Source organism: Polaromonas potterensis, from assembly GCF_033446725.1.
In the GTDB taxonomy this organism is placed as follows: Bacteria; Pseudomonadota; Gammaproteobacteria; order Burkholderiales; family Burkholderiaceae_C; genus Polaromonas.
Genome location: NZ_JAWQLX010000002.1, coordinates 522,724 through 534,752 on the forward strand (window position 1 = coordinate 522,724; position 12,029 = coordinate 534,752).

General features: G+C 62.1%; 11 protein-coding genes. 8 read left to right on the plus strand and 3 right to left on the minus strand.

Features of this window, described 5'->3' with window-relative positions; all coding sequences use genetic code 11:
* Positions 1-175 precede the first annotated feature (175 nt).
* On the plus strand, positions 176-718 hold the full coding sequence (locus R6254_RS05640; protein WP_318405071.1) for a phasin family protein: 543 nt from the start codon (positions 176-178) through the stop codon (positions 716-718).
* Between the two features lie 347 nt (positions 719-1,065).
* On the opposite strand, the gene R6254_RS05645 is transcribed toward R6254_RS05640, so the two are convergent.
* Complete coding sequence (locus tag R6254_RS05645; RefSeq protein ID WP_412103108.1) at positions 1,066-1,974, minus strand: patatin-like phospholipase family protein; 909 nt, start codon at positions 1,972-1,974, stop codon at positions 1,066-1,068.
* Between the two features lie 70 nt (positions 1,975-2,044).
* On the opposite strand from R6254_RS05645, the gene R6254_RS05650 reads away from it, so the two are divergent.
* The 7 genes from R6254_RS05650 to R6254_RS05680 all read left to right on the plus strand — a co-directional run bounded on the left by R6254_RS05650 (position 2,045) and on the right by R6254_RS05680 (position 10,157).
* Positions 2,045-3,103, plus strand: a complete 1,059-nt coding sequence (locus R6254_RS05650) for an extracellular solute-binding protein (RefSeq protein WP_318405074.1) — start codon at positions 2,045-2,047, stop codon at positions 3,101-3,103.
* 220 nt (positions 3,104-3,323) lie between these two features.
* The gene (locus R6254_RS05655; RefSeq protein WP_318405076.1) at positions 3,324-4,082 is read left to right on the plus strand and encodes a 3-hydroxyacyl-CoA dehydrogenase; all 759 of its coding nucleotides are present in this window, start codon (positions 3,324-3,326) and stop codon (positions 4,080-4,082) included.
* A 193-nt stretch (positions 4,083-4,275) separates the two neighbouring features.
* Positions 4,276-6,114 (plus strand): gamma-glutamyltransferase family protein, encoded by a 1,839-nt coding sequence (locus R6254_RS05660; protein ID WP_318405078.1) that lies wholly within the window; start codon positions 4,276-4,278, stop codon positions 6,112-6,114.
* A gap of 101 nt (positions 6,115-6,215) precedes the next feature.
* A complete protein-coding gene (locus tag R6254_RS05665) occupies positions 6,216-7,253 on the plus strand; it encodes an amino acid ABC transporter substrate-binding protein (RefSeq protein WP_318405079.1) in 1,038 nt (345 codons plus the stop codon).
* Positions 7,253-8,290 (plus strand): amino acid ABC transporter permease, encoded by a 1,038-nt coding sequence (locus tag R6254_RS05670; RefSeq protein ID WP_412103109.1) that lies wholly within the window; start codon positions 7,253-7,255, stop codon positions 8,288-8,290. The genes R6254_RS05665 and R6254_RS05670 overlap by 1 nt, the downstream gene beginning before the upstream one ends.
* Positions 8,291-8,293: 3 nt before the next feature.
* A complete protein-coding gene (locus R6254_RS05675; RefSeq protein ID WP_318405083.1) occupies positions 8,294-9,394 on the plus strand; it encodes an amino acid ABC transporter permease in 1,101 nt (366 codons plus the stop codon).
* A 22-nt stretch (positions 9,395-9,416) separates the two neighbouring features.
* Complete coding sequence (locus tag R6254_RS05680; RefSeq protein WP_318405085.1) at positions 9,417-10,157, plus strand: amino acid ABC transporter ATP-binding protein; 741 nt, start codon at positions 9,417-9,419, stop codon at positions 10,155-10,157.
* A 156-nt stretch (positions 10,158-10,313) separates the two neighbouring features.
* Here R6254_RS05680 and R6254_RS05685 read toward each other — a convergent pair whose 3' ends face one another.
* Positions 10,314-10,679, minus strand: a complete 366-nt coding sequence (locus R6254_RS05685; protein WP_318405087.1) for a SpoIIAA family protein — start codon at positions 10,677-10,679, stop codon at positions 10,314-10,316.
* A gap of 81 nt (positions 10,680-10,760) precedes the next feature.
* Positions 10,761-12,023, minus strand: a complete 1,263-nt coding sequence (locus R6254_RS05690) for a mechanosensitive ion channel family protein (RefSeq protein ID WP_318405089.1) — start codon at positions 12,021-12,023, stop codon at positions 10,761-10,763.
* Between the last annotated feature and the right edge of the window lie 6 nt (positions 12,024-12,029).

Genomic DNA, 12,029 nt, shown 5'->3' on the forward strand with positions numbered 1-12,029 from the left:
TAGAGCTTGACCCCTAAAATGCTGCACTGCAGCAAAAATCACTTGCAATCGTTTGGCCAATCCCTATACTTCAAATTATGTTGCAGTGCAGCAATTGACAAATGAGCCAGCAAATTGTCCAGCAGCGCAACTAGTTGAAATTGTTAAACCCCATTTATATATTGGAGATTTGAATATGTTGACCGCTGAACAAATTATTGCTTCCCACAAAGCCAACATCGAGACCCTGTTTGGTCTGACCAGCAAGGCTTTTGAAGGTGTTGAAAAACTGGTGGAACTCAATGTCCAGGCTTCCAAAGCGGCCCTGGCTGAAACCGCCAACCACACACAATCCCTGCTGGGTGTGAAAGACGCACAAGAACTGTTGGCCCTGCAAGCCGGCCTGTTCCAGCCCCTGGCTGAAAAAACCGCTGCCTACAGCCGTCACCTGTACGACATCGCCACCGCCACCGGTGCTGAAGTCGGCAAGTCGATTGAAGGCCAGGCCGCCGAAGCCCAAGCCAAACTCATGGGCCTGGTGGACAGCGCTTCCAAAAACGCACCGGCCGGTTCCGAAACCGCCGTGGCTGTGATGAAAAGCGCCGTGGCTGCTGCCAACAACGCTGTCGAATCCATGCAAAAAGCCGTCAAACAAGCCACCGAGATGGCCGAAGCCAACTTCACCGCCGTGACCAACACTGCTGTGAACGCTTCCAAGACCGCTGCCAAAAAGCGTTAATTACAGGGCTTGAATTAGCTGGCAAAGCCCGCCAGCTGATTCATACCGGGTTTGCCAGCCAGCGTCGCATTGGCGTTTTGGCTGGAGCACAAACCCTAAACATTCAGGCGTTGGGTCCCGATAATCCCTTATCGGAACCCAGTTCCAACAAGTTGTCTCCTCGGGTCCTTCCAGAAATTCAGTTTCACGGACCCCTTAAAGCCCGATTGCAAGATCGGGCTTTTTTTTGGCCGCTCCAAAGCCGCAACGCCCGCCTGCCCAAGCCTCAGAATTTTTGATGAAATAAGCCTCTAGCCCAGAAAGGACGGGCGCAAGAAGCTATCAATAACAGAGCAAGTAACGGAGCGCTAGCGGGCCTGCAGGGCTTCCAGCCTGGCCTTGAGCGCCGGCAGCGCCGCCAACATCGCTGCCCGGCCGGCGTCGATGGCGCGCTGGCGGGCCGAAAAATCGGCGCTTTTCAGGCCCACTTGTGAGGGCGATACCACCAGGTCGGCGTCCTTAAGTTCGTACTGGTTGATGCTTTTGCCCATGATGGCAAAGGTTTGCAGCAGGATTTGCAGCGTCCCGCTGGCCGGGTTCGCCTCGGGCGGGCTGGAGATGTCGACTGCAATCACCAGGTCAGCCCCCATTTGCCGCGCAAAACGCACCGGCACCGGCGACACCAGGCCCCCGTCCACATACTCGCGCCCATTGATCTTGACCGGCACAAACACCGCCGGCACGGCGCTGGAAGCGCGCACCGCGCTACCGGTGTCGCCGCGCTGGAACAACACGGCCTGGCCGCTGTTCAGGTCGGTCGCCACAATGCCCAGCGGGATCACCATGTTTTCGATGGTCCGGCCCCCCAGCAAGTCGTTGACATAACGGCTCAGCGCCTCGCCGCGAAACATGCCGCGCCCGAAAATCGGCAACATCCAGTCGGTGATGGCGACCTCTTCCATGTTCAGTGCCGTCTGCTGCAACTGCGCGCTGCTTTTGCCGCTGGCGTACAGGGCTGCCACCAGGCTGCCGGCCGAGGTACCGACGACCACCGACGGTTTCAGGCCGGCCTCTTCCAGCACCGCAATCACGCCCACATGGGCGAAGCCGCGGGCGGCGCCGCCGCCCAGGGCCAGGCCGATCTTCACAGGTTTGGACGTGGGCAACTGAACCTGCACGGCCGGTGTGGCCGCAGGCAGACCCGGACCCTGGGTCGCACAACCGGCCATCAACAGCGCGCCGGACAACGCCAACAGACCCCTTCCTCGAATACCCATAAAACGATTAAGAATAATTCGCGTTTGTATTAAAATCTCACACATCACTAGCTTCACGGACTGTTGCCTCATGTTTAAAACTACATCTTCATTGGCCGCCATGGCCCTGGCCACCGCCACCCTGCTGGGCGCAGCAGGCGGAGCCAGTGCGCAAGAACAGGTCGTCAACCTGTATTCTGCACGCCATTACCAGACCGATGAAGGCATGTACGAAGCCTTTACCCGCATCACCGGCATCAAGATCAACCGCGTGGACGCCGACGACGCCGGCATTCTGGCGCGCCTGAAAGCCGAAGGCGCGGCCTCCCCGGCCGACGTGATTTTGCTGGTCGACGCCGCCAGGCTGGCTTCGGCCGACGCCCAGGGCCTGTTCCGGCCCTTCAAGTCCAAGGTGCTGGACGCCGCCATCCCGGCCAACCTGCGCGCCGCCGCCACGCCTGAGGGCGTGACCTGGACCGGTTTCTCCACCCGCGCCCGCGTCATTGTTTTCGATCCGGCCCGTGTCAAGGCCAGCGATGTGGACAGCTACGAAAAACTCGCCGACCCCAAGCTCAAGGGTTTGCTCTGCACACGTTCCGGCTCGCACCCTTACAACCTGTCGCTGTTCAGCACCGTGGTTGAACGCCTGGGCGACGTCAAAGGTGAAGCCTGGCTCAAGGGCCTGGTGGCCAACATGGCGCGTGCCCCCAAGGGCGGCGACACCGACCAGGTCAAGGCCGTGGCCTCCGGCGAATGCGGCGTGGTGCTGACCAACAGCTACTACGTGGCACGCCTGATCAAGTCCGACAAGGCTGAGGACAAAGCCGTCATGCAAAAGGTCAAGGTCATGTTCCCCAACCAGGCCACGGCCGGTACCCACGTGAACATCGCCGGCGCCGCCATGGCCAAACATGCGAAAAACACAGACAACGCGGTCAAGTTCATGGAATTCCTCGCCAGCCCGTTTGCGCAAGACTACTTCGCCAATGGCAACAACGAATTTCCGGCCGCCAAAGGCGTGAGCGCCAGCAATCCGGCGATTGTCGCCATGGGCGGCGCCAGCTTCAAGCAGGAAAACATCCCGCTCGGCGTGATCGCGAAAAACCAGACCAAGGTGCAGCAGATGCTGGACCGGGTGGGTTATAAGTAAGACGCGAAGCGAAGGGCGAGGGCCCCGCGCAGCGGGATCGACCAGCGCAGCGGCTGGCAAACATGGCGCCCTCGATGGGCGCCATGTGAGAGCCCATTGACCCACTCAGCTCTTGCAAAGCCCGGTCCGCCGGGCTTTTTTTATGCGCGATAATCCCCTCTGACGTTGACGTTCACGTCAACCAAAAGTCACTTCCTCTTTACTCTTCCAAGGACACCCAATGGACATCGCAGGCAAAGTATTCATCGTCACCGGCGGCGCATCCGGCCTCGGCGAAGGCACGGCACGCATGCTGGCGGCCAAAGGCGGCAAGGTCGTGATTGCCGACATGCAGGTTGAAAAAGGCGAAGCCATCGCCAAGGACATCGGCGGCGCTTTTGTCAAATGCGACGTCAGCCAGGAGGTCGACGGCCAGGCGGTGGTGACCCAGGCCGTGTCCATGGGCAAGCTCATGGGCCTGGTCAACTGTGCCGGCATTGCGCCGGCGGAAAAAACCGTCGGTAAAAACGGCGCCCACAACCTGGCCGTGTTCAGCAAAACCATCACCGTCAACCTGATCGGCAGCTTCAACATGATCCGCCTGGCGTCCGAGGCCATGTGCAAAAACGAACCCGAAGCCACCGGCGAGCGTGGTGTGATGATCTCCACCGCCTCGGTCGCGGCTTACGACGGCCAGATCGGCCAGGCCGCCTACAGCGCGTCCAAGGGCGGCATTGTTGGCATGACCTTGCCGATCGCGCGCGACCTGGCTCGTAACGGCATACGCAACATGACGATTGCCCCCGGCATCTTCGGCACACCCATGATGTTTGGCATGCCGCAGGAAGTGCAGGATTCGCTGGCCGCGTCGGTCCCCTTCCCTTCACGCCTGGGCACGCCGCAGGACTACGCCAAGCTGGCCCAGCATATTTTTGAAAACGACATGCTCAACGGCGAAGTGATCCGCCTGGACGGCGCGATCCGCCTGGCGCCACGTTAAGAAAACCCAAGGCGCAGACGCTACTGAATCAGTAGCTGCTTGCGCCCGTCCATTAAGGACTAGAGGCCGATTTGACTGTTAACCCAGCCAGATCGGCCTTTTTCATGGTGAAGGCGATCCGCTGGCGACGCCTGCCCCGTCAAGTTTTTGCCGGCTTGCGCGGGTTTAACATGCCATGCTCCCCGGAACATCCATGACAAACCCTCGCCTCCTGACCCTGCCAGCCTTCCCACGCTTCGCCCGGCCCCTGGCCGCTGCCCTGCTGCTCGCGGGCTGTACATCGGCCCCGCCTTTCAGTACCAACACGCCCGAGCAACCCGAAGCCGCGTCAGGCTACACCGCCCAACCCGGCTGGGCGAGCACACGGTTTGCCGTGGCGGCCGCCAACCCGCTGGCCACCGACGCCGGCTACCAGGTGCTCAAGGCCGGTGGCACGGCGGTCGACGCCGCCGTGGCCGTGCAAATGGTGCTGAGCCTGGTCGAGCCGCAATCGAGCGGCATTGGCGGCGGCGCCTTCCTGCTGCACCACGACGGCAAAACGGTCGAGGCCTTTGACGGCCGCGAAACCGCCCCCGCCGCCGTCGACGACAAACTGTTTCTCGGGGCCGATGGCCGGCCCATCGCCTTTTACGAAGGTGTGGTCGGCGGCCGGGCGGTCGGTGTGCCGGGCGCGGTCCGTATGCTGGAGATGGCGCACAGCCAACACGGCAAGTTGCCCTGGGCGCAACTGCTGGCACCGGCCATCCGCCTTGCCGAAGAAGGTTTTCCGATCAGCGCGCGCCTGCACACCCTGCTCAAGAACGACCGTTACCTGAAACAGGATCTAGTGGCTGCCGCCTATTTCTATCAACCCAAGGGCGAGCCCAAGCCTGTCGGCACGATGCTGCGCAACCCCGCGCTGGCCGAGGTGCTGAAAAAAATCGCCGCCCAAGGCGCCAAGGGACTGCTCGAAGGCGAGGTGGCGCAAGACATCGTGCGCAAGGTGCAAGGCCACCCCAGCAATCCCGGCAAGCTGGCGCTCAGCGACCTGGCGGGTTACCCGGCCAAAAAACGCGAACCGCTGTGCCACGACTACCGCGCGCAGGCCAGGGACTACCGCATCTGCGGCATGCCGCCGCCCAGTTCGGGCGCCATCGCCATCGGGCAAATCCTGGGCCTGCTGAACCACACACGGGCGGCCAGCCTGCCGCTGGCCACCGACACAAGTGGCCAGCCCGCGCCATCGGCCGACTGGCTGCATCTGTACACCGAGGCGGCCCGCCTGGCCTTTGCCGACCGTGCCCAATACATCGCCGACCCCGACTTCGTGCAGCCGCCCGGCGGCAGCTGGATGAGCTTGCTGGCGCCGAGCTACCTGACGGAGCGCGCCAGGCTGATCGCCCAACAGCCCGGCGGCCAGCGCATGAAAATCGCCCCTGCCGGCACACCCGGCGGCGTGCAGGCCGCGTATGCGCCCATGGCCGCGCAACCCGAGTACGGCACCTCACACATCAGCATCGTCGATGCCTACGGCAACGCCCTGGCCATGACAACCACCGTCGAGAACCAGTTCGGCGCACGCCAGATGGTGCGGGGCTTTTTGCTGAACAACCAGCTGACCGATTTCAGCTACGCGCCCACCGACGCGCAAGGCCGGCCGGTGGCCAACCGCGTGCAGCCCGGCAAACGGCCGCAATCGTCGATGGCGCCTACGCTGGTGTTTGACAAGGCCAGCGGCCAACTGATCATGAGTGCCGGCAGCCCGGGCGGCGCGCTGATCATTCACTACACGGCCAAAACGCTGTACGGCGTCTTCAACTGGGAGCTGAACGTGCAGCAGGCCATCGACCTGCCGAACTTCGGCACCCTCAACGGTCCGGCCCTGCTGGAAGAAAACCGTTTTCCCGCCGCAACGACAGCCGCCTTGCGCGCCCGCGGCCACGAGGTCCGCGAGCAGGCCCTGACCAGCGGCCTGCAAGGCATCCAGCGCACAGCCACGGGCTGGTTCGGCGGCGCCGACCCGCGCCGCGAAGGCCGGGTGATGGGCGATTAAGCGCGACGGCCGACGCCGTCCCCGGCTCGCACCCGCCGCTTTGTGCGAACATGCTTCGAGGCCACACGCCTGATAATGACGCTCAATTTCCGGAGACCCGCATGCTGAACCTCTTTAAAAAACCCTTTCTCGCCACCTGTTCCCTCTTGAGCCTGGCGGCCCTGACGGCACCGGCCCACGCCGGCAAAACGCTGGATGCCATCAAGGCACGTGGCCAGCTGGTCTGCGGCGTGAGCAGCGGTGTGGCCGGTTTTTCGCAGGCCGACAGCGCGGGCAAATGGTCAGGCCTGGACGTCGACATCTGCCGGGCGATTGCCGCCAGCGTGCTGGGCGACGCCAACAAGGTCAAATGGGTGCCGCTGGTCTCGCAGCAGCGTTTTGCCGCCTTGCAATCCGGCGAGGTCGACATCCTCTCGCGCAACACCAGCTGGACACTGACGCGTGATACCTCGCTGGGCCTGGTCTTCACAGGGACCACTTATTACGACGGCCAGGGTTTCATGGTGCCGGCGAAAAGCAAGGTCAAAAGCGCCAAGCAGCTGAAAAACGCCACCGTGTGTGTGCAGTCGGGCACCACCACGGAAAAAAACCTCTCCGAGTTTTCACGCATCCACCAGCTCAGCATCAAACCCGTGGTGTTTGAAAAATTCGATGCCGCCAACGCGGCTTATTTCTCCGGCCGCTGCCAGGCTTACACCACCGACGCCTCGGGCCTGGCCTCCATCCGCAACAAGGAAGCCAAGACCCCGGCAGAACATGTCGTGCTGCCCGAACTGATTTCCAAGGAGCCCTTGAGCCCGGCCGTGCGCCGCGGTGATGACGAGTTTTTTGCGATTGCCAAATGGGTGGTGTTTGGCCTGATCGAGGCCGAGGAATACGGCGTGACGCAAGCCAACGTCGATGCACTGCAAAAAGACAGCAAGGACCCCAATATCGGCCGACTGCTGGGCACCACGGAAGACACCGGCAAGCTGCTGGGCCTGGACAAGGACTGGCTGGCGCGCGCCGTCAAGGCCGGCGGCAACTATGGCGAGATCTTTGAACGCAACGTCGGCCCCAAAAGCCCGCTGGGCCTGCCGCGCGGCAGCAACAAGCTCTGGTCGCAAGGCGGCCTGATGTACGCGCCGCCCGTGCGCTGATGCCCGAGCCCTCAGCCCCCTTGATCCCGCCGCGCCCTGCCCCTGCGGCAACGCGGCATTTTTCATGGCGCGGCCGAAAGGCGCGCAGCGTGGCCTACCAGGTACTGGCCGTATTCGTGATCGTGCTGCTGGGCTGGCTGCTGGTCAGCAACACGCTGGCGAATATGCGGCTGCGCGGCATCCAGAGCGGTTTTGATTTTCTTTGGCAGCCGGCCGGTTTTGACATCGGTGAAGGCTGGCTAGGCTACGACGCGACCAGCCCCTACTGGAAAGCCTTTCTGGTCGGCATCGTCAACACCCTGCGCGTGGCGCTGATCGGCTGCGTACTGGCCACGCTGCTGGGAACGCTGCTGGGCATCGCCCGCTTTTCGCGCAATGCGCTGCTGCGGGGTTTGAGTTATGGCTACGTCGAACTGTTTCGCAATATTCCGCTGCTGCTGCAATTGCTGATGTGGTACCTGCTCTTTATCGAATACCTGCCGCCATCGAGTGAAGCCTTAAGCATTGGCAAGGCCATCTTCCTGAGCAAGAACGGGCTCTCGTTCCCGGCGCTCACTTGGGAGCATGGGCATCTGCAGTTCCAGTTACCTGTGGCCGGTGAAATGCAGGTCGAAGGCGGCAGCGCGCTCAGCCCCGAGTTCATGGCCGTGCTGCTGGGCCTGGTGCTCTACACCGCCGCGTTTATTGCCGAGGTCGTGCGGGCCGGCATTGCCTCGGTCCCCAAGGGCCAGCATGAAGCCGGCGCGTCGATCGGCCTGTCGCGCGCGCGCTCCATGCGCCTGATCGTGCTGCCGCAGGCGCTGCGCCTGATCATCCCGCCGCTGACCAACCAGTACCTGAACCTGACCAAAAATTCCTCATTGGCCGTCGCCGTGGGTTACCCCGAACTGGTCTCGATTGCCAACACCTCCCTGAACCAGTCCGGCCGCGCCGTCGAGTGCATTGTCATCATCATGGGGGTTTATTTGGTGCTGTCGCTCATCACCTCCGCCTTGATGAACTGGTTCAACCGCCGTGCGGCGATCAAAGAGCGTTAAGCCATGCTTGAGACTTTTCAGCCCATTCCGCCCAGGCCCGCGCCGGTCCACACCGCAGGCGCCATGGCAAGCCTGCGCCGCAATCTTTTCTCCAGCGTGCCCAACACCTTGCTGTCGCTGCTGCTGATGGCCTTGTTCGCCTGGCTGGTGGTGAAAGGCTTCAGCTGGGGCCTGGTGAATGCTGTGTTTGCGCCGGATGCAGACCGTTGCCAGGCCGCACGCGGGCTCGGCGCCTGCTGGGGCGTGATCAACGAAAAAGCCCGCTTCATCTTGCTGGGCCGCTACCCCCAGACCGAACAATGGCGACCCGTACTAGCCACCTTTGCGCTGATGGCACCGGTGCTGGCCAGTTGTAGCACGCGTTTCTGGAAACCTTCACTGGCCCTCATCTGGACGGCAGGGCTGGCGCTGTTTTTTGTGCTGATGGGCGGCGGTGTGGCAGGCCTTGAAAAAGTACCGACCGATGTCTGGGGCGGCCTGCCGCTGACCCTGATGCTGAGCGTGATCTCCATGGTGCTGGCTTTCCCGATCGCCGTGCTGGTGGCGCTGGGCCGGCGTTCGGACATGCCGGCGATACGCTCGCTGTGTGTGGTTTACGTTGAACTGGTGCGCGGCGTGCCGCTGATCTCGGTGCTGTTCATGGCGTCTTTTATGCTGCCGCTGTTTTTGCCGGTGGGAAAGTCGCCCGATGTGCTGGTTCGCGTGATTGTCGGCATCACGCTGTTTGCCGCGGCCTATATGGCCGAGATCATTCGCGGCGGCCTGCAGACGGTGGGCCGCGGCCAGGCGGAAGCAGCCGCCAGCATGGGCCTGAGCTATTGGCAGGCCCAGCGCAAGATCATCTTGCCGCAGGCGCTGGGTGCGGTGGTGCCCAGCATCGTGAACAACTTCATCTCGCTGTTCAAGGACACCTCGCTGGTCACCATCGTCTCGCTCTACGAACTCACGGGCGCGCTGTCGCTCGCGCTGGGTTCTGACCCGAACTGGCGGCCATTCAAGATCGAGGCCTACCTGTTTATTGCCGCCATCTATTTCGCCTTCTGCTACGCCATGTCGCGCTACAGCCTGCGGCTGGAAAAGCGGCTGGCCAGGAACGGGAAATGACGGGAAACAAAAGGACAAGAACGTGAGTAATCCCATCATCCGTTTCGACAAGCTCAACAAATGGTTTGGCAGCTTTCATGTGTTGCGCGACATAAACCTGTCGGTCCAGCCGGGCGAACGCATCGTGATCTGCGGGCCCTCCGGCTCGGGCAAGTCCACGCTGATCCGCTGCATCAATGCGCTGGAGGACTACCAGGAAGGCACCTTGACGGTGGCCGGCACCGTGCTGGGCGACAACCTCAAGGCGATTGAAGCCGTACGCCGTGAGGTTGGTATGGTGTTCCAGCAGTTCAACCTGTTCCCGCACCTGACGGTGCTGGAGAACCTGACACTTGCACCGATCTGGGTGGCCGGCCTGCCGAAAAAAGAAGCTGAGCAGATCGCCATGGCGCAACTGGAGCGCGTGCGTATTGCCGAGCAGGCCCATAAATACCCGCTGCAGCTTTCAGGCGGCCAGCAGCAGCGGGTGGCGATTGCCCGCTCGCTGTGCCTCACGCCAAAAATCATGCTGTTTGACGAGCCGACCTCGGCGCTTGACCCGGAAATGATCAAGGAAGTGCTGGACGTGATCGTCAGCCTCGCCGAGCAGGGCATGACCATGCTCTGCGTCACACACGAGATGGGTTTTGCGCGCGCGGTGGCCGACCGCGTCATCTTCATGGACGAAGGCCAGATTGTTGAAGAGAACACGCCCGAGGCTTTCTTTGCCGCACCCAGCACGGATCGCGGCCGCGATTTTCTGTCAAAAATCCTCGGCCACTAGGCAGCTGCCGGGCCTCCCATATTGAAAGAGAAAAACTGATTTTCTCCATACAGGACGGGCACAAGAAGCTATTTTTTTTATAGCAAACTGTTCGTACCGATCGCGTTCCCGTTCGATTGATCGCAACCGCCATGGAAAAGCAGCGCCGCTTAGCTCTCAGGCGTCCTCCAGCCACGCCAGCGCCTTCGCGTCGTCGGCAAAGGGGAAATGTTTGACTTCGGCCGAGGTGAAGTGTTTGCCGAGTAATTCCGCCATGCCGGCCAGCGGACTGTCCGTGACCACGGCGATGCGTTCGACCTGCTTGTGATGCTCGCGGACGAAATGCATGTGGGCGGTGAAGCCCCCGAAGTCTTCCCAGCCGGGAAAGCCCTTGGCGTAAATCATGACGCCGTGCAGCTTGGCGTTCTCGGCGAGATAGGCGTCCACGTCAGCGCTGAGGCCGGCAAAGTCTTCTTTACTTAGGGGCGTACTGGGGTTGAGCCGCAGAATGCCGCCTGGCCGCGTGATGGAATAGTGAAGCATGGGATTCTCCTGGAGCGGAGCCTTCACTGTAGGCCGTTCCGGGCGCCATGACACGCCCAATGGCATCGCGGCGCGGCCGCCTCAGTCCACCCGCCGGGCCAGGCTCACGCGCAAATCGTTGCCGCTGGGGCTTTGGTAGAGGCGCAGGCCAAACTCGGGAAGAATCGCCAGCAGGTGGTCAAAAATATCGCCCTGCACACTTTCGTAAGCCACCCAGGCCGTGGTGGCGGTAAAACAATACAACTCCAGCGGCACACCTTCGGGCGTGGGCTCCAGCGAACGAACCATCAAGGTCATGCCCTTGTGCACGCCCGGGTTGGCCCGCAGGTAAGCCTCGACGTAGGCGCGAAAAGTCCCGATATTGGTCAGGCGCCGCTGGTTGGCCAGCAACTCGGCCTTGTCACCCAGTTCGGCACGCGCCTGGGCATTGGCCTCGCGCACAGACACCATCTTGGCGTCCATATAGGACTGCAGCAGGCCGATGCGCGAGAAATAAGTCATTTCCTCCTCGTCCAGGAAACGCACCGAACTGGCATCCAGCCGCAGAGTGCGCTTGATGCGCCGCCCGCCCGACTCACTCATGCCGCGCCAGTTCTTGTAACTTTCGGACATCAGCCGCCAGGTCGGAATGGTGGTGATGGTTTTGTCCCAGTTCTGCACCTTGACGGTGTGCAGCGCAATGTCCACCACATCGCCATCGGCGCCGACCTGCGGCATTTCTATCCAGTCGCCCAGGCGCAACATGTCGTTGGACGAGAGCAGCACACCGGCCGTGAACGACAAGATGGTGTCCTTGAACACCAGCATCAGAACCGCCGACATGGCGCCCAGGCCGGACAACACAATCATGGGCGAACGGTCCAGCAAGGACGCCACCGCCACAATGACACCGGCCAGCATCAGCATCAACTTGGCCAGTTGCACATAACTTTTGATCGAACGCGCCTTCTGCACCGCCGCCTGGGAGCCGTCCAGTCCCTGGGCTTGCTGCAACTGCAACACGGCATCCAGCATGGCCATCAGTGCGCGCGCCACCTGGATCGCCACAAAGGCCACGGCCACGTTGCCAAGCACGGTGGCAAAGGTGCTGTCCAGGTGCGGCACCTGGTCCACCCCCGCACGCACCACGATCAAAGGCAGAATCCGCGCCAGGCGGTGCAACACCTCGTCATGCAGGACCACATCCGTCAGCCTGGATTGCGCGCGTGCACGCACCCGTCTGACCACGGGCATGAACAACCACAAGGCCAACAGACGCGTGGCCGTGGCCAGCAGCAGCAACAGCACCAGGCCGGCCGCGGCCTGGATCCAGGGGTCGGCCTGCGCCAGAAAGTTCAATGACAAGGTGTA